General features: G+C 33.5%; 18 protein-coding genes. 8 read left to right on the top strand and 10 right to left on the bottom strand.

All coding sequences use genetic code 11. The features are described 5' to 3' along the window. Nucleotides 1-53 precede the first annotated feature (53 nt). The 4 genes from AAGD29_RS05530 to AAGD29_RS10290 all read left to right on the top strand — a co-directional run bounded on the left by AAGD29_RS05530 (nt 54) and on the right by AAGD29_RS10290 (nt 6100). A protein-coding gene (locus tag AAGD29_RS05530; protein WP_341757317.1) for an IS5 family transposase occupies nt 54-817 on the top strand; the annotation gives its coding sequence in 2 pieces (ribosomal slippage) (nt 54-386 and nt 389-817; 762 coding nt in all). 269 nt (nt 818-1086) lie between these two features. After that, nucleotides 1087-2934, top strand: coding sequence for a PAS domain-containing sensor histidine kinase (locus AAGD29_RS05525; protein WP_341757375.1), 1848 nt, complete (start codon nt 1087-1089; stop codon nt 2932-2934). 218 nt (nt 2935-3152) lie between these two features. After that, entirely contained in the window at nt 3153-5684 is a 2532-nt protein-coding gene (locus tag AAGD29_RS05520) for a hypothetical protein (protein ID WP_341757374.1), read from the top strand. Nucleotides 5685-5716: 32 nt separating this feature from the next. After that, nucleotides 5717-6100 carry an autotransporter outer membrane beta-barrel domain-containing protein gene (locus AAGD29_RS10290; RefSeq protein WP_410521135.1) on the top strand — a complete coding sequence of 128 codons (384 nt, stop codon included), beginning with the start codon at nt 5717-5719 and terminating at the stop codon, nt 6098-6100. Here AAGD29_RS10290 and AAGD29_RS05515 read toward each other — a convergent pair. Next, nucleotides 6022-6912 carry an IS982 family transposase gene (locus tag AAGD29_RS05515; RefSeq protein ID WP_341757373.1) on the bottom strand — a complete coding sequence of 297 codons (891 nt, stop codon included), beginning with the start codon at nt 6910-6912 and terminating at the stop codon, nt 6022-6024. The two genes, AAGD29_RS10290 and AAGD29_RS05515, sit on opposite strands and share 79 nt — an antisense overlap. A gap of 107 nt (nt 6913-7019) precedes the next feature. On the opposite strand from AAGD29_RS05515, the gene AAGD29_RS05510 reads away from it, so the two are divergent. Further along, nucleotides 7020-7652 (top strand): autotransporter outer membrane beta-barrel domain-containing protein, encoded by a 633-nt coding sequence (locus AAGD29_RS05510; protein WP_410521194.1) that lies wholly within the window; start codon nt 7020-7022, stop codon nt 7650-7652. Nucleotides 7653-7689: 37 nt separating this feature from the next. Here AAGD29_RS05510 and AAGD29_RS05505 read toward each other — a convergent pair whose 3' ends face one another. The 6 genes from AAGD29_RS05505 to rpsU form a co-directional block, all read right to left on the bottom strand. Next, the gene (locus AAGD29_RS05505; RefSeq protein ID WP_341757371.1) at nt 7690-8616 is read right to left on the bottom strand and encodes a Sca4 family protein; all 927 of its coding nucleotides are present in this window, start codon (nt 8614-8616) and stop codon (nt 7690-7692) included. Nucleotides 8617-8661: 45 nt separating this feature from the next. Beyond that, nucleotides 8662-9972, bottom strand: a complete 1311-nt coding sequence (locus AAGD29_RS05500) for a hypothetical protein (RefSeq protein ID WP_341757370.1) — start codon at nt 9970-9972, stop codon at nt 8662-8664. A gap of 58 nt (nt 9973-10030) precedes the next feature. Continuing rightward, nucleotides 10031-12031: a hypothetical protein gene (locus AAGD29_RS05495; RefSeq protein ID WP_341757369.1), complete on the bottom strand. Its 2001-nt coding sequence runs from the start codon at nt 12029-12031 to the stop codon at nt 10031-10033. Nucleotides 12032-12137: 106 nt separating this feature from the next. Beyond that, nucleotides 12138-12371: a hypothetical protein gene (locus tag AAGD29_RS05490; RefSeq protein WP_341757368.1), complete on the bottom strand. Its 234-nt coding sequence runs from the start codon at nt 12369-12371 to the stop codon at nt 12138-12140. Between the two features lie 1358 nt (nt 12372-13729). Then, nucleotides 13730-14869: a hypothetical protein gene (locus AAGD29_RS05485; protein ID WP_341757367.1), complete on the bottom strand. Its 1140-nt coding sequence runs from the start codon at nt 14867-14869 to the stop codon at nt 13730-13732. Between the two features lie 452 nt (nt 14870-15321). Further along, nucleotides 15322-15522, bottom strand: a complete 201-nt coding sequence (rpsU, locus tag AAGD29_RS05480) for a 30S ribosomal protein S21 (protein ID WP_341748434.1) — start codon at nt 15520-15522, stop codon at nt 15322-15324. Nucleotides 15523-15619: 97 nt separating this feature from the next. Here rpsU and AAGD29_RS05475 point away from each other — a divergent pair, with 97 nt between their 5' ends. Next, nucleotides 15620-16249 carry a COQ9 family protein gene (locus tag AAGD29_RS05475; RefSeq protein WP_341757366.1) on the top strand — a complete coding sequence of 210 codons (630 nt, stop codon included), beginning with the start codon at nt 15620-15622 and terminating at the stop codon, nt 16247-16249. Nucleotides 16250-16265: 16 nt separating this feature from the next. Continuing rightward, on the top strand, nt 16266-19442 hold the full coding sequence (gene ileS / locus AAGD29_RS05470; protein ID WP_341757365.1) for an isoleucine--tRNA ligase: 3177 nt from the start codon (nt 16266-16268) through the stop codon (nt 19440-19442). A gap of 244 nt (nt 19443-19686) precedes the next feature. Here the strand turns inward: ileS and AAGD29_RS05465 are convergent, their stop codons facing one another. Together AAGD29_RS05465 and AAGD29_RS05460 are read right to left on the bottom strand one after the other, a co-directional pair. Next, entirely contained in the window at nt 19687-20574 is an 888-nt protein-coding gene (locus AAGD29_RS05465) for a tetratricopeptide repeat protein (RefSeq protein WP_341757364.1), read from the bottom strand. 81 nt (nt 20575-20655) lie between these two features. After that, nucleotides 20656-21297 (bottom strand): recombinase family protein, encoded by a 642-nt coding sequence (locus AAGD29_RS05460; protein WP_341757363.1) that lies wholly within the window; start codon nt 21295-21297, stop codon nt 20656-20658. Nucleotides 21298-21329: 32 nt separating this feature from the next. On the opposite strand from AAGD29_RS05460, the gene AAGD29_RS05455 reads away from it, so the two are divergent. Then, complete coding sequence (locus AAGD29_RS05455) at nt 21330-24644, top strand: Tn3 family transposase (RefSeq protein WP_341757362.1); 3315 nt, start codon at nt 21330-21332, stop codon at nt 24642-24644. Nucleotides 24645-24808: 164 nt separating this feature from the next. Here the strand turns inward: AAGD29_RS05455 and AAGD29_RS05450 are convergent, their stop codons facing one another. Then, nucleotides 24809-25321, bottom strand: coding sequence for a DDE-type integrase/transposase/recombinase (locus AAGD29_RS05450; RefSeq protein ID WP_341758762.1), 513 nt, complete (start codon nt 25319-25321; stop codon nt 24809-24811). Between the last annotated feature and the right edge of the window lie 25 nt (nt 25322-25346).

Genomic DNA, 25346 nt, shown 5'->3' with positions numbered 1-25346 from the left:
AGGAGCGTTTATTTGTTGTGTAATAGAGAAAAAATTAAGGATAAATTTTCTCTATGCGTCGATATGCTCTACGTGACGATCAATGGGATCGGATTAAAGATAAGCTACCTGGAAGGGAAGAGTCTGTTGGTGTAACAGCCAAGGATAATCGCCTATTTGTAGAAGCAGTCTTGTATCGATATAGGGCTGGTATACCTTGGAGAGACCTACCTGAACGTTTTGGAGATTTTCGAGTGATTCACCTACGTCATTCAAGGTGGAGCAAGACAGGTGTGTGGAAAAAGGTTTTTGAGATGCTGGCTGAAGATGCTGATAACGAGTATGCCATGATTGATTCAACCATTGTTAGGGCTCATCAACATAGTGCCGGTGCTAAAAAAAAGAGTTAGATGATGACCAAGCAATTGGACGAGGTAAAGGGGGGCTGAGTACTAAAATCCATGCCACATGTGACGCTCTAGGGAATCCAACGGGATTCCATCTTACCCCGGGTCAAGCTCATGATTTGCAAGGATCTGATGTTTTGATGAATGAATTGACGAAAGCGGATGCTGTACTTGCTGATAAGGCTTATGATGCCGATGTACGTATGCGAGATAAGCTGAAAGATAAGGGATGTATAGCTGTGATTCCCCCAAAGAAGAATCGTGTGAATCCAGCTAAGTATGATAAGGACCTATATAAAGCTAGGCATTTGATTGAGAACTTTTTTGCAAAATTGAAGCAATATAGAGCTATTGCAACACGATATGACAAAACATCTCAGAACTTTTTGGGTGCTGTTTATATGGCTTCCATGGTAATTTGGCTCAATTGATGACGCACCCTAGATCTAATAATAGCTTGAAAATTAATTGTAACTAGTACTACAGTTGTAGTATCACTAAATTATCAGTAGTAAAACGATGTCACCCCTGCTTCAGCACCTTCCTATTACCCACATCTTTGGAATCGTGGGACGTCATCCTGAATTTATTTCAGGATTCATTAAAAATGCTATAATCTAGATATTGTGGGTAACTACAACTGTAGTACTAGGTAGGTGGTAGAGCTTCAAATATACTCAAACGATTTTGAATAATAAAAATGTTGAATTACTTTTATCGAGATCTTAAAAAATATTGTAATAGCGGTAAATTAATATTTGTTCTAATAATTATAGCCATTATATTGGCTTGCTCGACTTATTATGTGATTTCAATTGAGTCGAAATCTCTTGGTCCAGACCCAAGTAGAGTTATAGGGCTTATATTAGTAGATCTTGCTGTATTCTTATTTTTAGGCATTTTATTAGCTCGTAAATTTTTACGAGATTTTATTGATAAAGGTGAGAGGGAGACGTCTTCAAAATTACAAAATCGTATCATTATTACCTTTAGTTTGATTGCTACAATCCCAACTATTATTGTTTCAGTGTTTTCAGCATATTTCTTTAACTTTGGTATTCAATCTTGGTTCGATAAAAAGATTTCTGCTGTGCTTGATCAGTCAATAATAGTAGCAGAATCTTATATAGACGAACATAAATTGCAGTTACGAGAAACAGCATTATCTGTCGCTGATGATTTAACTGAGATGTATTATAATTTAATACATAATCCCCTTTCATTTAATGAAGCATTAAATACTGAAGTTGAGATGCGTTCTCTTGATGAAGCTATAGTTTTTCATAGACCTACTAATACTGTTATTGCTAATACATTCTTAAGTTTCGCAATTTCATTTGCTACTATTCCAGCTCATTTAATGAAAAGAGCTGAGGTAGGAGAAATTGTTGAAATAAAATCTGATCCTAAAAAGATTCGAATGCTTACAAAACTTAAAGATCATAATGATATATATTTGTTGGTAGGTAGATTGATTGATGCCAAAATTATTGATCATATTGATAAAACTAACGGTGCAGCTGAAGAATATTATCGTCTTAAAAAACATATATCTAGTATGCAGATCAAATTTTCTATAGTATTTATTTTTATTGCTTTATTACTGCTATTAGCTGCAATAAGCTGGGGGATGATTTTTGCTACAAAGATAGTAAAGCCTATTCGGAAATTAGTGATTGCTACTGAAAAGGTTAAAAATGGGGACTTAACTATTCAAGTGCCAGAAGACCTTGTTAATAAAGATGAAATAAGCGTTTTATCCTCAGCTTTTAATAGGATGATTAAACAAATTGATCATCAACAAAGAGATCTAGTTATAGCTCAGCGTGCACTTGCTTGGTCTGACGTAGCAAGGAAAGTAGCACACGAAATTAAGAATCCTTTGACACCTATTCATCTTGCCTCCGAAAGATTGCTTAGGAAATTTAGTAATCAAGTTGAAGATAAGGCAGAGTTCAACAAATACATACAGATGATTATACGTCATACTGACGACATTAAGAAAATTGTCTCTGAATTTGTTAATTTTGCAAGATTACCAGCCCCAATATTTATGGATTGTGATCTAGTAATTCTTATAAAGAATATGGTTGAATCACGAAAATTAATTAATGATAAAATATTATATAAGTTCATCACAACTGATCAGCACATAGATTTCATCTGTGATACAACTCAAATTAATCAGATTATGGTTAATTTATTAAAAAATGCCGAAGAATCTATAGGACTTACTAGATTTCAACAAGGTGTTATTGCTGTTTCTATAACCAAGTCTAACCATCAGATTACTATTACAGTAAATGACAATGGAGTAGGATTCCAAGCAAATTTAATTGATAGGGCTACAGAAGCCTATATAACAACTAGATCTAAAGGAACTGGTTTAGGGCTAGCCATTATCAAAAAAATAGCACAAGATCATTGTGCAACACTAGAGTTAGCAAACAAGCACGAGGGAGGGGCAATTGTCAACATAACGTTCAACCTTGATGAATTAAAATTAAAGATCCATAATTCGAAGTCGATAAATCACATTTTCACTTAATATTCTTGCCTTACTTTACTTTTTTCTTGGTAGTTCTCTCATATTTAAAGTCATGCTTTATAACAATATACTTAATCTGTAATCGTGATTTTTATCACATATTAATAAATTCTCCTTTAAAAATAAAATTATAAATACACTTTTTACTTTCCCTCTCTATGACAATCGCATTAACATTAATTAATCTTTAATAAATAAATTAACTAACAGGTAATAAAATGGTTTTATTTAACAAGCTACAAAATAACTTTCTTATTAATAGATCTAATAGATATTTAGTAACAAAGTGCATAATTTTTCTTTTTTTTTTATTACAAGGGTTTGGTACATCTAATGTTTTGGCAGCAGGACTAAGAAATGAGCAAATATACTCAAATGATTTGGAGAATTGGAAGGTAAAACAAGGGGTGAGAGAACGGAGCGTACATGAAGTACGTGAGTACGCGAATACCCCGCAGTTTTACAAAACCAATTCTTCAAAGCAGAAGAGTATAAATCTACCTCATCCAGACCCAACTACTCATAGAGAATACTTTGAAAATGAAATAGAGGCAACTCTGCAACTTATTTATGAAGCTCATGGTGAGTTGAAAATACTAAAACAAAAATACAATTCACATAGAGTAACAAAAGCATTTGGTAAAAAAAACAATTATTATTCAGGAGAACTTAAGTTACTAGAAGCAGATTATTTAACATTACTTGATTCACAGAAAGAGTATAGTTCAAAGAAAAACATGATCGAAGAAAAAATATCAGATAACGAAACGCTGAAAGATATAAAAGAGAAAGGTTTAATACTAATAAATCAACTAATAGATGAGGGTCAAAATAAATATTATAGTGATGAAGTTCAGACAAACGATGATAAAAATAGTTTGGTGGAACTAGAAATGTATTTAAGCACAAAAGAAGCAGAGTTAAAACAAAGCTCTTGCCAAGATGATGTAACAAGCATTCTAAAAGATCTAGGCGTCTCCCTAGAAGATTTGGAAAATTTGTATAGTGATAAAACACAAAAAGATCCCACTATTAGCCTTAATGAAGTAAAGAAAAAATTAGAAGACACACAACAATATATAGATGAGATAGAACAGACAGTGTCAACACTCAACCAAGAAAAAGATAATTACGACCAACTATCAAGTGCTATTAAATTACAACAAGATAAAATTAAAGCATTATTAGAAATAAAAAATGAACTTGAATCCAAGGTAGATATACAACCTCAAACTTCTAATAATTTGGTGTCAGTAAAATCACCTTATATATCTCTTGATGACCAACCTCCAGCTCCAAGCTTAAGTATGCAAACAGAGATATTACCATACCAAATAGAGCCTTCTGTTGTTACGCCTCTAATATTAGATCCCCCTAATAATGAAACGCTAACCAATGAAGCTATACCACAAGTAAACACTAAAAGTTTACACGATGAATTTCAAGAGTTTTCAACAGAAAATGACGGTAATAATCAATGTAAGGAGATTATTACTCGCAGACATAGCGTCGAAACAGAACAACCTAAATATTATCAAGATAAGAAAACTATTACTCGTACGTTTAGCCTCGAACTCCCCCGACCCCAATCACTAGACGAAGGTTTTTTTTCTCATCACAGCACATCAGAATCTGAAAAGGAAGAGTGGAGCGACTCTGAAGATGAATCATTCATAGATTCTTCCTTCAAAAGGTTTTCACGGTCATCTTCATTAGCACCACTCGATCCACTATATTATTCAAGAAGATCATCAGATGCCTCAAATCTTGATTCTAGTGATGAATCCCTAGATAGTAAACTAGATGACGAGGAATCTAAACCACCAAGATTGTATAGAAGATCTTCTTCAGCTCCTCCTATATTGCAATCTCATCCTCTAGAAATAGATAGAACTCCAAATGCAACATCTGATCAAGATGTTGCACCCTCTCAAAACAGTAATGAAATAGCAATAGTAACGTTTCCCCTACCAATAACTCAAGAGGCTGTGCCAATAGTAACTGAATCTCAGTCTCTTGCAAAAACTACACCTCCAGTAACTAAACTTCAGTATCCTGCAGAAACTATAGCTCCTATAGAAACTATGCCCTCAGTAGCTAAATTAACTAACCATCCACCTCTTCTAGAACCGACATTCTATGAGGATAAACCTCCACAAATAACTCAAGAACAATCTTCAACAATACACGCAATAGTTGACCAAGTTGTAATATACAATGTGGACAATAAACAAGGAGTAAGCGAAAACAACGTAGAGCTACATGAATATAAGAATCCACCGAAACTTTACAAAACTAAAAGGCAGAAAAGGAGTATAGCTGTACATGATATATTTGAAGATAATCTTGGGTTAGAAGAATTGTTTAAAGAAGAGGCTGTGCCAATAGTAGCTAATGAGCAGCCTCCTGAGGCTAAATATCATGCAGTTGAACATATTGTAGATAAGCCTGAATATCACGCAATTGAACATATTGTAGCTAGGTCTGAATATTACGCAGTTGAACATATTGTAGCTAATGATCAACCTCTTGCAGCTGCACCTGCACCTCAACCTCCTGCAGCTGCAGATGCACCTCAACCTCCTGCAGCTCAACCTCTTGCAGATAATGATCAATCTCAGAAGGATGAACAGATTGTAGATAATAAGCAAACTCTCGTAGCTGCACCTCAACCTCCTGCAGAAACTATAATATTAGTTGAAAAAAACCTTATATCCCTCCTATTAATTTCGATATCGAACAAAATATAGCAAAATATACTACATATATAGAATTTGATTACTTGGATTTAATTTCAAATGCTTTAAGTACTAGAAATAATCTATTAAAACATAATTCTACGGTAAATATGGCAGCGGCAGGGGATAATGATTATTATATTAAAAAAGGAGGGTGGATTCAAGTTATGAACTCTACTAGCAAACAAAAAGGAAATACTTTACCCTTTAAAAATAATCAGCAAGGCTTCGTTCTAGGTTTTGATGCACAGCCTCTTGATGAACTTATTATAGGAATCGCATATGCTAATGCAAATTCATACACTGAATTTCAAAACATCTTTAATGATAAGCAAAATACTATTTTACGTCAATTCGGGATAAGGATATTGAGAACATGTAGATTAAAATCAAATTTTGTTGAAGGTTTATTTTTCTTTAATGAATAAGCAACAAGAGTAGATAATATATGGACAAAGGCATTTATTGGTGATCTATGTCTAGTATGTTCAAGGTTCATTTTATTTTTTAGATAATCAAAAACTGTTTCAATTAAGTTACGCTTTCGAAGTAAGATTTTTTCTTTCAAATCCATTAATTTATTTTCCATATTCTTCTTAATTCCATGAATCATTTTTAAGCCTCTTTCATATAAATTTAAGAACAAATTTTGCTTAATATAACCTTTATCAGCTGCTATAATTCCAGTTAATCTTTTTGTTAACTCCGGTACTGGAATCCTATCATCTACATTGCCTTTGGTCACTTTTAATGCCATAAACTCCCCTTTATTATTGATTATTACATGTAATTTAAAACCATAAAAATACCCCATAGAGGATTTACTATGTTTGGCTAATCCTTTAAAAACTTTATTGCTATAACGCCTTTTATTGTGACAAGCTTTAATCGTTGTAGAGTCAATAAAATAAATACCTGTTTCCTCACCAAACAACAAATGAATCAACATATTTAGCGGTATGAATAATCGTGCCATTAATTCAACAAATCTATTATAACTCAAGGCTTTAGGGAAATCATCCTTATGCATGCACTCTATATAACTTTTATAGAAAAATTTAAAATTCTTAGCATAGGATGTATGAAACATAATTATTATTGTTAACATTTCACTTAAACTCATGCTACAACAGCGATTTCTCTGCTTATTTGATGGTAATAACTTTCTCTGTTCATACTCCAAATAAATTTTACAAAAATCATCTATAAAACTATATAATTCTGTGATATCTTTTTTCATGCCTGTAGTTTGTTTTTTTGTTTAAAAATATAAATACTGCAGGCACTCCTTTTTGACAATCCTTTTATCTATTACTATTTCATCTATATCTTATCCCAAACTGACGTATTTTACACGTAGCTGCAATTTACAGCAAATATACCTTATCACCAAATATGTATCTGAGTTCTTATCTTAAATATGGTAAAGCCTTTATTAAAAATCTAGGGAAAAGAGATACTATATCAATTAACAGCAAGACTAACGGTTATGTAGGACGTGCGAAGCTTGAAACTCACTATAAAGTTGATTTAGATAAATTTTTGTTCAAACCAATGGTAGGAATAATATTTGATCGTTTTCTAATCAAAAATTTTACAGAATATAGGAAAGATTTTAATATTAATGTACCAACTAGGAAAGGAAAAAGAGTATCATTTGAAACTGGAATTGATTTCAGTAAACGCATTTTGGTAAAAAATATTTCAATTATTCCTAAGGTACACTTCAAACTAGATCAGACTATTCTACTAAATAATTCAAACGACATTATTAATTTTACTAGCATAGAACACCATACTCAAACAGTAACTATCACAAAATCTCTAAGACCTTCTCCAAAGAATGTTATGTATACTTTAGGAGGTTGTATAAACATGCAATCTGTATCAGCACTTGAATTAGGTGCTGGTTATGATTATAGTTTAAAGAAAAATTTTACTACCCACTCTTTCTATGTTAATGGATCAGTGAAATTTTAATATAAGTTGCTAATTATTACATAATTAGCAACTCTCGTTAAAACTTTCCGACACTACCTACATTTCGGTTAGGTTTTTTATGAACAAGTCCTTTCATATCTAGAGAACCATCTAAAGCAGGGGTGGCATTAGCATCGTGTAATAGCTGAGACGCATCCTTAAAAAGAGGGTCAGCTGTTACACAATCAGGTTGCAACCCGTGAATAGCAGCTGAATTTACCCTAATATTACCCTGGGCATTTTTAACTATCCCTACATATTCTCCTTTGTTTTTAAGGACTTCTTGCTCAAGTTGCTCAAGAGTGCTTTTATCTACTGGTAAAGTATAAGTTTTACCCTTACGTTTCAAATATAAAGGTGACTTATTGTCATCAGAACAAGAAAATATTTCTGTAGGTTTGGTCAGATGCACTAACTTGCCATTCTTATAGTGAGCAGTCAAATATACAGCATCTTCTTTACTAATATTACGTCCATTTGTATCTTGTACTGCAAAAGACATATGGCACGCCCCCTTCATATCTATAGATAACGGTATATTTACCATACGAGCATTTTTAATTTCTTCTCCCTCACTAGTTTTATATTTAGCATTTTTGTCATCATGATTCAATGTTGTTTCATTTATTGTCACAACATCCTGACCGTTTTGCTGCAAGCTAAAGCTTTTACCTGATTCTTTTTCTTGCCATTCAATATCTTTATACTCATTTGCAAATTTTTCATGAATATCTGTATAGCCTCTTTGTTCAATATTTTCTATCTCTCGTAGTACTTCTGAGTCCTGAAATGCTTTGGATAATTCATCAACATTTTCTTGGGCAAATTGAGCAAAACTGCTTGTAGATTTCAAAGAAAATTTATTAACAATTGGCTGGACTTGCTCTCTTGACAATTCCTTAAAAGCTTGCAATATTTTATCATCGTCATAAACATTACCCTTAGTCTTATTCTGAACCAACACTTTATCTACAGTTTGCTCTTCAATTGAAGTAGGTACTGTTTGCTCCTAAACAATTACCTTTGCCACATTAGTTGCAACTTCCTCGGTTGACACGCCACTATCCATACTAGACCTATACTCTGTACCTACTGATTGCTCTAGCTTTTCATGCATGTTATCTGTTTGGCTATCAACTGCTCTAAACTCTTTAGTAATATTCTCTGTTTCCGTACTTACTGACGTCTTCTCTTTACCAGCTATCTCATCCGTTTGAATCCCAGCTCCTTGTACTTCCGGCTTAATTTGTAATTTTTTCAACTGCTCTAGAAGTGCAGCATTTTTAGCTTCAAGTTCCGCTATCCTAACATCCTTATCTTTAAGCTCTGTTACCCTAGCCTGTTCATCTTTTTGGATTCTTTGGGCATGTTCCTGAGCAACCTCCAACCTCCCCCAAAGTTCATCCATAACCCCTTTTTGTTTTTCTTCTAAAGCATTATACTCTAAATCTTTTCTTACACTAAGTGTTTCTAGCTGATTTTTTGTATCTTCTTTTATTTTTTCTAACTGAGATTTTAAACCCGCATTCTCGTCGGTTACTTGATTTAGCTGAGTTTTAAAGTTTTTATTTTGGTCATATTGCTCATCAGAAATAGCTTTTTCCAACGTTAGTTCTTCTTGGACTTCGGTTAATTCTTGTTGAATTTTCTTTAGCTCTGCCTGTTGTTTTTCGTATTCTGCCTCTAAATAATTATACTCTAAATCTTTCTTCCCACTAAGTATCTCTAACTGTTTTTTTTCATTTTTTTCTGCTTGTAACTGAGTTTGTAAATTATTATTCTCATTGGTTAATCCACCTAGCTGAGCTTGTAATTCTTTAGCTTGCTTACTTTCTACACCATATTCTTGCTCAACTGCCTTTAGGCTTTCTTGAACGGTTATTAATTCTTGTTGCTTCTTTTCTAGCTCACTCCGACTTTCTTGCTGCTCTAATTTTAGTTTTGATAATTCCTCATCTACCTCTCGCAATTTTGCTACAGCTGCCTCTGATTGTCCTTTAAGCATTGCTTCATAGGCTAATCGTGCTGCCTGTAAGTCGAGAGTTGCTGATTCTTTTTCTTTAGTAAGTCCTGCTATTCGACTTTCTGCCCCTTCTCTTGTTTCTTTTAACTCAGTCGTTAATTGATGCTGAACCTTGGTTAATTCCTCTACCTGATCTTGTAATTCTTTAGCCTGCTCACTTTCTTTTCCATGCAATTTTTTAGCTTCAAGCAATTTCTCACTAGTACCGGTTAATTCTTCTTTCGTCTTTTGTAGCTCTGCCTGTTTTTCTTGCTGCTCTGATTTTAGTTTTGATAATTCCTCATCTACCTCTCGCAATTTTGCTATACTGCTCGTAAATGAAGAGTTGGTAGACGAAGATCAAAATCAACAAGTGCTAGGAGTGTCCAAGCCGAGGAGCACAGCGTACATTAGTACGTGAGCACCGTAGGTCTTGGACAACAACAACGCAATTGTTGATTTTCATCGAGTATACAACTGCCTCTGATTGTTCTTTAAGCATTGCTTCATAGGCTAATCGTGCTGCCTGTAAGTCGAGAGTTGCTGATTCTTTTTCTTTAGTAAGTCCTGCTATTCGACTTTCTGCCCCTTCTCTTGTTTCTTTTAACTCAGTCGTTAATTGATGCTGAACCTTGGTTAATTCCTCTACCTGATCTTGTAATTCTTTAGCCTGCTCACTTTCTTTTCCATGCAATTTTTTAGCTTCAAGCAATTTCTCACTAGTACCGGTTAATTCTTCTTTCATCTTTTGTAGCTCTGCCTGTTTTTCTTGCTGCTCTGATTTTAGTTTTGATAATTCCTCATCTACCTCTCGCAATTTTGCTACAACTACCCCTGATTGTTCTTTAAGCATTGCTTCATAGGCTAATCGTGCTGCCTGTAAGTCGAGAGTTGCTGATTCTTTTTCTTTAGTAAGTCCTGCTATTCGACTTTCTGCCCCTTCTCTTGTTTCTTTTAACTCAGTCGTTAATTGATGCTGAACCTTGGTTAATTCCTCTACCTGATCTTGTAATTCTTTAGCCTGCTCACTTTCTTTTCCATGCAATTTTTTAGCTTCAAGCAATTTCTCATTAGTACCGGTTAATTCTTCTTTCGTCTTTTGTAGCTCTGCCTGTTTTTCTTGCTGCTCTGATTTTAGTTTTGATAATTCCTCATCTACCTCTCGCAATTTTGCTGCATAATTTTCTTTTGCTTTACTATACTCTAAATCTTTTTCCTCACTAAGTACCTCTAACTGTTTTTTTTCATTTTCTATTTTTTCTAACTTAGTTTTTAAATCATTATTCTCTTGGGTTAACTCATTTACCCGAGCTTCTAACTTTACAAATTCATTTGGTTTAAGTGCTTTGTCTAGCTCATCAAATAAACTAAGATCCTGCGGTATAATAAATTGCTGCTGCCCTATTTGCTGCTCTTTTTTTTCTCTTTCCAGTACTCCAATCTGTTCTTGGAGTTCATTTATTAGGGCTAGATTTTTTTGTATTTGCACATTTGTAGATAATCTTTCCTTATCTGTAGATAACTTTAATTGCTCTAATTGGTAGGTTTGATCAGCTGCTTCTTCCTGTGCAATATCAAGCTGTTTATTCAACTTACCAAGCTCAATTTGACGTTTCAGTAACGCCTCAACATCATTAGCTCTTTCTTGTAATATAGGATACTGACTGACTGAACCTTCTTGTTGTTGTTTTTCACTGGATAGAGGGGGGTAAGATTTTTCTTCCAATTGTTCTAATGCTTCAAACAACTTCTCTTCTTTTTGCTTGCTTTGCTCAATGATTTGAGTTTTTTGCTCTATTTGATCTTGGATTTTCTTTATTTCTTCTTCCTGTAGTTTTACATTTTTATATTGCTCCACTATTATAGGATTTTCTGCTAACATAACGTCTATTTCTTTTGTTATCTCCGCTTGGCATTCCTCGAATAATTTTTGTAGTTTTGGCTGAACATAAACTGTCAAATTATCAGATAAATCTGTCTTTTGTAACTCCTCTTTTTGCTCGATTAAATAGGTCTCTCTTGCTTGTAGATTCTGTATACCACCATTAAGTTCTGCAATAACCTGCAAATTTTTCTTAAGCAACTCTTTTTTGTCACCTTCTTTTAGTAATTCATTTCCTTCAAGGAATTTAGCAAATTCCTCTTTGTGTTCAATACTCTTATGAGAAATATCTTTTCCATCTTCATGTAAAAACTGCTCAAACTCTCGACATAGCTCAAGATTTGATACAATGTTTTCATATTGCTGCTTGACCAAATCTAACTCTGAATCTATAAATTCATTTTGTTCTTGGATGGCTTGTATTATTTCGTCTGCTGATTGAGCAGCTAGGTATCCTTTTATTTTTTCCTGCTGTTTCCAAAGTTTTTCCAACAATTCTGATGCATCATTATCTTGTTCTTGTAAAGTCTTTCTAGAGTCCTCTAATAGTATACTGCTCGTAAATGAAGAGTTGGTAGACGAAGATCAAAATCAACAAGTGCTAGGAGTGTCCAAGCCGAGGAGCACAGCGTACATTAGTACGTGAGCACCGCAGGTCTTGGACAACAACAACGCAATTGTTGATTTTCATCGAGTATACTTGTTTTTTTACTAAATCTTTTTGCAGCAATTCACGTTCTTTATTAGCATCACCAAATATTTCCTGCTCAACCTTTATCTTTTCTTGAAGTTGTTTTATTGCGGATAAAGTTTCTTCTGATTCTCGTAATGACATTATTATTTACCCATAGTTAAAATTATCTAAATTAACCTCAAATATCGATGTAATAAATTAATAGTAGGCTCAAGTAATCATCGCCATTAGGGGTGATGTCACCCACAGCTGTCGAAAGTTAGAAGAGGAAGCGGTTTTAGAAGTCATAATGGCAGTTTAAAAGTTGTGGGCTTATAACCGCTGTCATTGCGAGAAGGCGTAAGCCGACGAAGCAATCCACTTATGGTTACTTTTTTAGATTGCTTCGTCGACCTACGGTCTTTCTCGCAATGACGTTACCCTATTTAAAACCCCTTCCTCTTCTAACTTTCGACAGTTGTGGGATGTCACCCCTGCCGCCATTATGTCATTCCCGCTTCCCTTTATGTCATCCCTGCTTCAGTGCAGAATCTAAAACTATATAACATACCTTCTATGCTATTTTTTTTAGATTCCCGCCTACGCGGGAATGACATAAACTTTTACCGGGATTACAACCCTAGGCTATTAAACCTATGTCTTACATCGAATTGAGATTAAATTAATCTTATAAAATTATTTAAGTATACTCGATGAAAATCAACAATTGCGTTGTTGTTGTCCAAGACCTGCGGTGCTCACGTACTAATGTACGCTGTGCTCCTCGGCTTGGACACTCCTAGCACTTGTTGATTTTGATCTTCGTCTACCAACTCTTCATTTACGAGCAGTATATAACTATAACTTCAAAAGTTGTTAAAAACAACTTTTAGAAACAAAATCTCTAGATTATTGGAAATCTTCTATGTTAATTTCGTGGATTTATAAGAATTCTTGCTAAAGTAACTCACCTTACGCATGGCATTTAAAAGTCATAAGGAAGAAAGCCCGACGTCATTGCGAGGAGGTTGCTTGCTCATAACTGTCGAAAGTTAGAAGAGGAAGGGGTTTTAAATAGGGTAACGTCATTGCGAGAAAGACCGTAGGTCGACTAAGCAATCTAAAAAAGTAACCATAAGTGGATTGCTTCGTCGGCTTACGCCTTCTCGCAATGACAGCGGTTATAAGCCCACAACTTTTAAACTGCCATTATGACTTCTAAAACCGCTTCCTCTTCTAACTTTCGACAGCTGTGGTTGCTTGCTGCAACCGACGAAGCAATCCAGCAAAAATATGATGATTTTATTTTTTTTGTTTCCTAGATTGCTTCGGCGGCACTTCGTGCCTTCTCGCAATGACGTTTGATGTTCTTAAAATTACTTATTTCAACTCTAGAGTGTGACTTTTAAATTACCCTGAATAGTAAGCCCATATCTCGGACTCGTGGGACGTCATATATGATGTCGGTAGGTTAAGTGTATGGCTTTTTAAAGATATGGGGATGAAAGTATAAGACAGGTCTATTTAATAACCTTTGGGATAGTAACTGTACGAGTATGCCACAAAGTATATATACCCTTAGCTATATTCTCACTAGCAGAATAATACTTAGCTCGCGTATTATTAGGTAAATGAAGATGCATATTCTCATCAATAATTGACACTCTTCCTGCATTAAACTCATTTTTTATATGTCTTTTATGGGTTTCGTTCATTGTGGAGTTATAATACACCGTAACAGTTTTAGTAGGTAACATATCTACGGTTTCCGAAACCATAGAAGTAGATTCACCTGGTACTATAATCAAGCTATGCTTGTTATATAAAACAGCTCCAAGAATAGCCTTATACATACTTGGTTGTCCTTTCTTAAAGTCAAATAATTTAAAGGGTACTCGATTTTCTTGTAAAACCCTTTGGAAAGTTGATGTCACCGTATCCATTATACTATCTTTTTCATGTACACTAAGCTCTTTATTGTTTTGACAATCATATTTTCCTGTACGTGGTCCATTGGATACTAATACGAAATAATTATTTTTTAATGCAAGGTTACTAACATAATTGGCTAACTTCTCTGTTTCTTTATTTGTGTAGCAATGATATGTACCATTTTCCGGTACATCCCCTGCTAAAATCACTGCTAAATATTTATCAAAGGAAGAAAACATTGATTTAAATGCACCATATTCTGATTCAATATCAGAGACCTGCATATTATGAGCTACCCCATTAGTAGTAAGTAGTATAGTGTTCACGCCAGTAAGTTGAGTATTCTGCTTATCTAATGCATGGCTAGGTAAGGCGATTATGTCTGCACCAAAAAAATCATCACGTTTTTCTTGGACAAGTTGCTTGTGTGATAAAGTGCCATTATCTAATAGTTGGTGAGAAAGATGTACTGCGATAATCTTTTTTGCCAGTTCAATATCTGACTTTAATTTAGTTATTGATTCTATGCCGTAATAACCAACTGAAACTATAATGGCAAGATTTTTGTTACTGCTAATTTGATCCTTAACGGTTTCTAATTGAGATTTATCGTATTCCTCAACATTCAGCGTAACAAACTTGCTTTTAAAGTATTTCTCGCTTTCTCTTGCTACTCCTAGCAATTGACTACGATCCCCGACAAAAGCTTTATCGCTTATGATATACAAATTAGCACTCTTTGTTTCAGCTGCGTGGGTGTGCATCACAAAAGATGATATTATTAAAACTGTAAAAAAAATATAGCAAAGATATGTTCTAATAATCATAAATTATTTCAAATTTAGAATTGTGTCATCGCCCAAATGTTATTGCTGAGGAGTTGTACAACCATTATCTATTAACGAGGAGTCACTTTAGTAGCAACGAAACAATCTAAGAGATTAGGCATAGGTAAGCCAATATATTGGATTGCTTCGTCGACCTTAGGTCTCCTCGCAATGACGAGTTATAGACGCAGACGTCATTGCGAAGAGTGCGTAAGCACAACGAAGCAATCCATTTCTAATCACTTTTATGGATTGCTTCGAAAGTCTTATGACTCCCTCGCTAATAAACGTTGGTTGTTTTTCCACAACTCTTAAACTGCCCTGCTTCGCAGATATAATAGTTTTAAGCTCGATTAACCTTCCATTAGTTGTTTACGAGCAACTTTTCTTTTTCTTCTTTCTGTTTCTTGATCTTTACGAACACGTTTTACTGAAGGAGGCTCATAGAAACGCGACATTTTCATTGAACGGAACACAAGCTCTCTTTGCATTTTTCTTTTCAAATTTTTAATTGCTTGCTCACCATTCCCAGCATGAACGTTTACTAGTATCACTTTTAATTACCCCCTTTTTAGCATAAATTAGACTATTGAATGATAGTAACATTATCTATATACTAAGCTTATATGTCAAGATTAAAAGATGCATTTAATGACTATTTACGAAAAATATCATAGTTTGAAAGTACAATTTGTACAAGTTATAGCAAAACTGCTAATCTTTGATGAGTGGAATAATAAATTATTGGCAGATGCGGAAAAGGAATGTGGTTTTGTTAAGGGGTATTGTCATATAATTTTTCCAAAAGGTTTAAGGGAAATAGTTGATTTTTTTGAAAACTGGCAAGATCAAAAAATGCTTGAGTTATTATCTCAACAAGAAACCCCAGCTAAAATAAAAGATAAAATTGATTTAGCTTTGAAAATTAGAATAAAAAATTGTACACCTAAACTTGTACATTTGAAGAATCGTACTTATTTTACCACACCATCAAACACTCTATTTGCTACAAAAATAGGCTTGCGTACCTGTGATTTAATTTGGCGTTATGCAGGTGATACATCTATAGATTATAATTATTATACTAAGAGAAGTTTGTTACTCAGCGTTTATATAAGTTCTATACTCTATTACATTCAAGATGAGTCAGAAGATAATATAGATACTGATAAATATATTACTAAATCCTTATCCAATATTATAACTATAACTTCTAAATGTAAGAATATTTTTAAATTACCAAATCCCGTCGATATACCAATTATTCGACTATTTTTATAATAATCAAGATTACAACATGACTAATAAATACTACCAAGATATCCAATCTAATGTCGATTTTCCAACGATTGAAAAAAAGATTTTAGCTTATTGGCAAAAGCACAATATTTTCCAAAAAACTATAGATGCTAGACCATCAGTAAAAAATGGACAAAATAACGAATTCATCTTTTATGATGGTCCACCCTTTGCTAATGGCCTACCGCATTATGGCCATCTGCTAACTGGTTTTATCAAAGATGTTTATGCACGCTATCAAACTAGTAAAGGCAAAAGAGTCGAGCGACGCTTTGGTTGGGATTGTCATGGACTCCCTGCCGAAATGCAAGCAGAAAAGGAATTAAGTATTTCTGGTAGAACGGCCATTATCAATTTTGGTATTGATAAATTTAACGAGCATTGTCAATCATCGGTGATGAAATATGCTGATCAGTGGCAGGAATATGTTAATCGACAAGCACGATGGGTGGATTTTACCAATTCCTATAAAACCATGGATAAAGCTTTTATGGAATCTGTGCTATGGGCTTTTAAAGAATTATATAACAAAGGACTGCTATATGAATCAATGAGAGTAATGCCTTATTCTTGGGCATGTGAGACACCTTTGTCTAATTTTGAAACAAGGCTAGACAATTCATATAGAGAAAGAACTGATAAGGCGGTTACGGTCAGTTTTGTACTTGAGGGTAAATTACCAAATTCTGTACAATATAACGAGTACAGAATGCTGGCATGGACTACAACGCCATGGACTTTGCCTGCTAATTTAGCACTAGCCATTGGATCAAATATTGAATATGCTCTAGTGCCAAATGGTCAGGTTTGTTATATTTTGGCTAAATTTGCTTTGGAAAAATATCACAAAGAATTAGGGCTTAGTGCTGACACAAATTATGATATAATTGAAGGTAAGTGCTTATTAAACCTGAATCTCACTTACAAGCCATTATTCGATTATTTTGCCAATCATCCAAGTAGCTTTAAAGTACTTTCCGGAGATTTTGTTGTTGAGGGAGACGGCACCGGTATCGTACATATGGCTCCTGGTTTTGGTGAAGAGGATCAGATTCTTTGTCAATCTCAAGGAATAGAACTTGTTTGTCCTGTAGATAATGCTGGGAAATTTACCAAAGAAATTTATGATTTTGTCGGTTTACAAGTATTTGATGCTAATGATCAAATTATTATTAAGCTAAAAAATCAGGGTAATTGGCTTAAAACCGAGCAATATATTCATAGTTATCCCCATTGTTGGCGTACTGACACCCCTCTTATATACAAAGCCGTTCCTTCTTGGTATGTAAAAGTTACCGAATTTAAAGACAGAATGACCCTATTAAATCAACAAATTAACTGGATACCCTTACATGTCAAGGATAATTTATTTGGCAAATGGCTAGAAAATGCTAAGGATTGGTCAATTAGCCGCAACAGATTTTGGGGTACACCGCTACCTGTATGGAAATCAGATGATCCGACTTATCCTAGGATTGATGTGTATGGATCAATAGAAGAGTTAGAAAAAGATTTTGGGGTTACAGTTACCGATTTACATAGACCTTTTATTGATCAACTAACTAGAAAAAATCCGGATGATCCAACCGGTAAATCAATGATGGTTAGAGTAGAAGATGTCTTTGATTGTTGGTTTGAAAGCGGCTCTATGCCTTATGGGCAAGTACATTATCCATTTGAAAATAAAGATTGGTTTGAAAAACATTTTCCTGCCGATTTTATAGTGGAATATTCAGCACAAACACGCGGTTGGTTCTATACTTTAATGGTACTGTCAACAGCCCTTTTCGACCAACCACCTTTTCTAAATTGTATTTGTCATGGGGTTATATTAGACAGCACCGGGCAAAAATTATCAAAGCGTCTTAATAATTATGCTGATCCGCTAGAATTATTTGATAAATATGGTTCTGATGCTCTAAGAGTTACCATGCTCTCTTCTAATGTAGTCAAAGGTCAGGAACTGCTGATCGATAAAGACGGTAAAATGGTTTATGAGAGCTTACGTTTATTTATCAAACCCATTTGGAATGCTTACCATTTCTTTACTATGTATGCCAATGCTGATCAGATAAAAGCGGAAAGCCACTTTAATTCTCAAAATGTGCTAGATCGTTATATCTTATCAAAACTAAAAATATCAGTAGAAAAAATCCAGTATGGGCTAGATAATTTTGATACTCAAATAGCTTATAATAATGTCGGCAATTTTTTTGAAGTATTAAATAATTGGTATATTAGAAGAAGTAGAAATCGTTTTTGGAAAAGTGAAAAAGATCAAGATAAAAAAAATGCTTATAATACTTTGTATAGTTGTCTTGAAATAATGTCTATTGCTCAATCCAGTTTACTACCATTAATTTCTGAGGAAATTTATTTAGGACTTACAAGGCTAGAAAAGCAAGGAGGCAGTGTTCATTTAGCGGATTTTCCTAAACTTGACATGATAGAAGTCGATTATGATTTAGTCAGCATCATGGATCAAGTATTAGATATTTGTAGTAATGCTTTATTCATTAGAAGTAACGAAAATATCCGGGTTCGGCAACCACTGAGCAGTTTAACGATCATTAGTAAAAATAATGAATTACTAGTAAAATTTGAAGAATTAATTAAAGATGAGATTAATGTTAAAAGGATAATTTATAAAGATGATGTAGAAAATCATGCTGATTACAAATTATCGATTAACTTTCCTAATTTAGGGAAACGTCTACCTCATAAAGTCAAAGATATCATAATAGCTTCTAAAAAGCATCAGTGGCAACTGATGAATGAGCATCTAGTAATAGCGGGAGAAACATTAAATCAAGATGAGTTCTCTCTAATTTTAGAACCTAAAAATGTTAAAGGTACAAAGTCTTTAGCTAATAATCATGGACTAATATTACTGGATTTAGAAATAACAAAAGAACTATACGAAGAAGGTATTGCAAGAGATTTAGTACGCTTTATTCAACAAGCAAGAAAAGATGCCAACTTTGCCATGAATGATAGAATATTCCTAGAAATCATAGGCAAACCGGATTTTATGCAAATAGTTGAGCAACATAGTACATTCATTCTCGAGCAAACCTTAAGTGAATTTGCTAGCGATTTCACGCCAGAATATATGACTAATATTGAATTAAATTCAGACATAATAACTATAAGGGTAGCAAGATTTTCTAAGTAACCTCAAGTATCGATGTAAGACATCGGTTCAATAGCCTCAATGTCCTCCCGGTAAGAATTTATGTCATCAACTATGATTTTTAAAGAATTAAGTTGGTTAGAGAGTTAGCAAATAAATCTCTAGGCTTAACATTCGCAATAAACCACGACTTGATAGAAATTTAAACATATATTTATTTAAATTTCTATCAAGTCTTTGCTAATTTTAAATAATAATCATTAACAATGACTGTTGGTTAACACAACTAATGCTTAATGATTCTTGATCCACAAATCCATGTTATATTGTTTGCAATATTCAAACATACTGGTAGTATTAGGGTGATGTATGCCAAATTCTTTAACTTGCGGTTTACCAAAGAATTTATAATTATATAAACTTTGCTTTTACAAGCTGCTTTTGCTGCATGATTATATAAATCACTTACTTGGGCAATATTTTTACTTCTATCTCCATATAAATAATGGTATATAACAAATGCTTTTTTATAAGATTCTATGGCCTGCTTTAGCCTATTTTGGGTAAATAGAATATCACCTTGTACTATATAACTAGATGCCAAGTCGGGATTATTAGAATAATTTGTTGTTTGCTTCGAATTGCTATTTTCACTTGCTAAAAATATGGAAATAGCTTTTTTAATATATTCATAAGCTTGTTCTACTTTATTTAAACCTAATATACTTCTTGCCATTTCCGTATAAATATTTGCAAATATTTCATTATCTTCATTCTTGATAGGCTTATATATGTTATATACCTGTTGAGCTTGAGTATAAGCTTCTTGATATCTACCAAGAAAACTCAACATCTTTGCTCTAGATATATAAGTTCCAGTAAAATATAGGTCATGAATATGCGAGCCATTTTTTATAAACAGCTCAATAATTTTATCTACATATTCTAAAGCCTCATGATATTTTCCTTGCATCTCACATAACACACTTTTCGAGGAATATATTAGAGACATATCAGCTTCTTGTATGCTTCCGTGTTTTACTAATTTTGCCATCTTCGCAAGCAATTCTTCAGCAAACTGTGTTTTACCTAAAAACACATAAGAGTCATATATATGGGATATTAAATTAAATTTAAGACAATAATTAGCTTCATCATGGGGTTCGAAGCACAAATCCCCGCCGATAAACCAGCATGAACTAAGCCTTTTATAATATAGGTTTTAGAGTGTTTTTTGTGTTATTAATTAAACCATTTAAAAACTCGTATTTTTGTCTCCATTTAAACTATCTTTCAATTTTCTTTTTTGAATATAAGTATTAAGCGATATATGGTTATTATAACCAAAGAATTTGGATATTTTTCTTACCGACAGACCTAGTTTTAGTAATTCTTTAATTTTACTAACGTCTTTATCAAACTTGCTTTTTTGTATACTACCAATTGGTTTACCTAATATTTGTCCTTGAGCTTTTTTAAGTGCAAGGGCATCTTTAGTACGAACACTGATTAGATCACGTTCAAGATCTGAAAATAATGCAAACAAGGTAATTGTGACTTTGGAATTCATATCCTGCTTGCTAATGTCAAGGTTTTGTTTAAGTATTACCACTCTGATATTTTTTTTTACTAATTCATTGACCAGATCTATGACTTCAGGAGTACTCCTGCCAAGCCTACTCAGCTCTGTTACAATCAACATATCAGTACTACAGAGTTTTCCTAAAACGTCTTCTATCCTTCGCTGTTTAGAAGTTTTTCTAGAAGAAACTTGAATTTCAATAAACTCAGATATTTTTAGATTATTTCTCTGGGCATACTCTAATATTGCAAGTTTTTGATTATTTAATTCCTGTTTATCGGTTGAGGTACGAATATAAGCTATAATTTTGGTCATTCTCTAGCCTGTTAAGTTTTAACTGTATTTTTATGAAAAAACTATACATATTGTATTATTTATATAACATATATAGCACTTACAAAATAGCAGTATCTTATCGACCGTTTTATCATATACAAAAAGCTATGATTTATGGTTTTATGGTTACAGGTTATAAACGCATCAAAATTTTAAGCGAGGCTGAAGTCAATGATCTTTATTCTTTGCCAAAGTTCACATTAGAAGAAAGGATTGTTTTCTTTTCTTTAAATAAGAAGGAGAGGCAGCTCATTGAAAAAATTCCCGATATTTCTTCTAAAGTTCATGCAATATTACAACTTGGCTATTTTAAAGCTAAAGGTCGGTTATTTTCTTTTGACTACAAAGATGTTCTGCTAGACTTGGATTATGTGTTAACTCAGTATTTTGCCATACAAGATAAGCGTAAAAGTATATTGCTTAAGGCAAAAAAAGAAGAAAGCAATAAGAAAATTTTGGCTTTACTGAATTTTAGAGACTTCAATGATAAAGCACGTAAAGAGCTTGTAGAACAAGCTTTGCTTTTAGTGCGTATTCATGCAAATCATCTAGATATTTTTAGGGAAATACTATCTCAGATTCAGATAAAACAAATTGTATTACCAAGTTACACTATATTACACGATATAATCAGCCTATCAATCAGTATCGAATTTAAACGTATAGAAAATATACTTCGAGATAATATACCTCCAGCACTTGATAATTTTTTGTTAGGTATGACTCAATCAGGCTCTACAATGAATTTATCAACACTCAAGCGAGAACCAAAGAATTTTAAATACTCAGAACTCAAAGAAGAATGTGCTAAGTCTCGTATATATTCAGAATATTATAAACTATCCAAACAGCTAATAGATAAACTTGAAATATCACCTAAATGTATTAGGTACTACGCCAGTATTGCAGATGAGTATAATATTTACAGATTAGAGCAATTTAGCAAACCACTTAGAAACCTGTATTTGCTATGCTACATTAATCAGAGATACAAAGAGATCATCAATAATTTAGTTACTAGTTTTATCTATTGTAATAACAACTTCATTCAAGAGTCCAATGAATATGCTCATCAGCAACTCGTACTCCATACAGTTCATTATAATGATAATTTACCAAAAGTAAGTAGCTTATTAAGATTTATGGGAGAGGCGGAACAAATAGAGCATACAAATTTTTGGAAATCTGCGTACAATATTCTCCCTAAAACTCAGTATCTACCAACAGCTGACTATATTGAGGGACAATCCTTTGACTTTGAGTCTGCTAAATGGGAATTCTATGTTAATAAAGCCAAGCGTATTAAGGGTAATCTCCGTATGCTATTTAGATCAATAGAGTTTTGTAGCAGTAAAAAGGATGATGATTTAATGCAAGCAATATCCTTTCTACAGGATGTTTTTGATAAAGAAGTGCCGCTAAGTAAGATCGCTAACGATAAATTTCCTGACACATTTATTCCAAAAAGTATCAGAAAATATCTATATATTTTTAAAGGCAATGAAACTAACACCAAACCCTCTGATGCAGCACAAACGTCACCTACGTCCAACCAAAGTCAAATCTTGGCTGGAACTGCCGTAACCACAACTCCTACGGCTGTTACTACAGCAACTAAACCAACCTCAAGCACGGCTACAACCTCCAATGCTTATCATCTAGATAAATATGAGTTTTATCTATACCAATCTATTGTAAAGGAAATTGATAAGGGGAATATTTTTTGTAATGAAAGTACTAAGTATAAAAGCCTAAGCACGGATCTTGTTTCTGATAAGGTATGGCAAAATAAAGACGAACTCATACAAAAACTGAACTACCCTAATATTGCTGTTGATATAGAACAAAGACTTGATGAATTAGAAACAAAACTTCATGCAAAAACTTTAGAAGTGAATAGAAAAATTGCTAGTAAAGAAAATAGCCACATTAAAATAAAAGAGAGTAAGACTAAAGCTGGCAAAGAGGATAAAGATGGTAACAAGAACTACAAATGGCACTTAATCAATCCTACTGTAGATAAGAGAGATGATAATTTCTTCGCTGGAATACCAAATATTAATATTAGTGAGTTGTTATATTGTATCAATGAGCAAACCAACTTCTGTGAAGCTTTTGATCATATCAAACCACGTTACTCTAAGCAAAAAGCTGATTATGAAGGAATCATTGCCTGCATTGTAGCCAATGGGTTTAGTTTTGGTACTTATCGCATGGCACGAAGTTGTGATATAAGCTATAGCACTCTGAGTAATATAGAAAAAAACTTTTTGAGCCTAGAAAATTTACGAGAGGCTAATGATATTATCAGTAACAAAATAGCTAGTCTTAAGGTATTTAACTCGTGGAACATTTTGACGGATAAATTACTAGCTGCAGTAGATGGCCAAAAGTTTGAAACAAGGTTAGATACTATGCAAGCAAGATACTCTCCCAAATATTTTGGCTTATATAAAGGCATTGTTCCGTTTAGTATGGTACTTAACCATGTGCCGATCAATTGCAAGATGATTGGTGCGAATGAGCATGAGAGCCATTATACCTACGACATTATATATAATAATACCTCTGACATTGATCCAAACGCCATATCAGGAGATATGCATTCAATTAACAGGGTTAACTTTGCTGTGCTTGATTCCATAAGCAAATTATTTATGCCAAATTTTAGCGACCCAAAAGAACAAGTCAAAAGCCTTAGAAGTATGAAGCCTTTGACCTTATACAAAGACTGCTTTATCAAACCAACTAAACTCGCCAATAGAAAACTCATCACAGAAGAATGGGATAATATTCAAAGAATATTTATATCGCTCGCGACGATGGAATCAACCCAAGCTACTATTATAGGTAAGTTGTCATCTCATAAGAGGTACAGCAGAATTAAAACAGCTCTTTGGGAATATGATTCAATACTGAAAAGTCTCTATTTATTAGATTTCATCGATGATGACATTTTACGGAGTCAAATTCGTAAAGCTTTAAACAGGGTTGAAGCTTACCACCAGCTACGTAGAGCTATAGCAAAAGTACATAGTGGGAAGTTTAGAGGACAGACCATTTTAGAGAATGAGATATGGAATCAATGTTCTAGATTACTGGCGAATTCTATAATATTATACAATGCAATTATACTAGACAAACTGCTTGCAGAGCTTACCACACAAGGAAATATAGAGGGAATAAACTATTTAAACAGCGTGTCTCCAGTAAGGTGGGAACATATTAACTTTATCGGCAAATATGAGTTTATGCAAGTAAAAGAGACAATAAAAATAGAGGATATAGTTGCACAGTTACAAAAAAATCTAAAAACAACCTTGTAAACCTAGAGATATAAGGTACATAGAGCATCCTAGTTTATCGGCGGGGATTTGTGCTTTGGATACCAAGATGAGATCTTGTATCTTGAACACTTATCTGACAGTCAAAATTTATCTGACAATCTGATAAGTTAATTTATGCTGTCTGTAAGATCAAATCTTGACTTCTACAAATTATTTGACGTAAATTGAGAACCTTGATCCGTATTGAAAATCTCTGGCTGACCATGTTGTTCTATAGCTTCTTCTAGTGCTTCAATACAAAAATCACTATCTAAGATAATAGACACCTTCCAGCTCAGAATATAACGACTAAACCAATCAATGATTGCTGCTAAATAGACAAATCCTTGTGCCATTCTAATATAAGTTATATCGATACTCCATACCTGATTTGTCTTGGTAATCTCAACTCCTTTTAAAAGATAAGGATATACCTTATGAGCTTGGTTGCGCTTACTTAAATTTATTTTGGGATAAACAGCTTCAATAGCCATTATTCCATAATAACGACTTACTGCTTTGCGACCGATAACAATTCTAAATGGTACAAGATGCTTAGACATTCTTCTCGCCCCGAAATACGGATGCTCTGTATAGATTTCATCAATTGTTTTCATTATTTCTAAGTCTCTTGCAGTTATTCCTTTTGCCTTGTAATAATAAGTAGATTTATTAATTAACAGTAGATCACATTGCCTTGCA

It is taken from the genome of Candidatus Tisiphia endosymbiont of Ditula angustiorana, assembly GCF_964026425.1.
GTDB lineage: Bacteria > Pseudomonadota > Alphaproteobacteria > Rickettsiales > Rickettsiaceae > Tisiphia.
Note: the sequence above shows the minus strand (reverse complement) of the source record. Positions and strands in the feature narration are given on the sequence as shown.

Coding starts and splice junctions, on each gene's coding strand:
- AAGD29_RS05490 (WP_341757368.1), bottom strand. CDS start 12,371: ATGTCATTACGAGAATCAGAAGAAACTTTATCCGCAATAAAACAACTT.
- AAGD29_RS05460 (WP_341757363.1), bottom strand. CDS start 21,297: ATGACCAAAATTATAGCTTATATTCGTACCTCAACCGATAAACAGGAA.
- AAGD29_RS05455 (WP_341757362.1), top strand. CDS start 21,330: ATGAAAAAACTATACATATTGTATTATTTATATAACATATATAGCACT.
- ileS (WP_341757365.1), top strand. CDS start 16,266: ATGACTAATAAATACTACCAAGATATCCAATCTAATGTCGATTTTCCA.
- AAGD29_RS05515 (WP_341757373.1), bottom strand. CDS start 6,912: ATGAAAAAAGATATCACAGAATTATATAGTTTTATAGATGATTTTTGT.
- AAGD29_RS05520 (WP_341757374.1), top strand. CDS start 3,153: ATGGTTTTATTTAACAAGCTACAAAATAACTTTCTTATTAATAGATCT.
- AAGD29_RS05525 (WP_341757375.1), top strand. CDS start 1,087: ATGTTGAATTACTTTTATCGAGATCTTAAAAAATATTGTAATAGCGGT.
- AAGD29_RS05475 (WP_341757366.1), top strand. CDS start 15,620: ATGACTATTTACGAAAAATATCATAGTTTGAAAGTACAATTTGTACAA.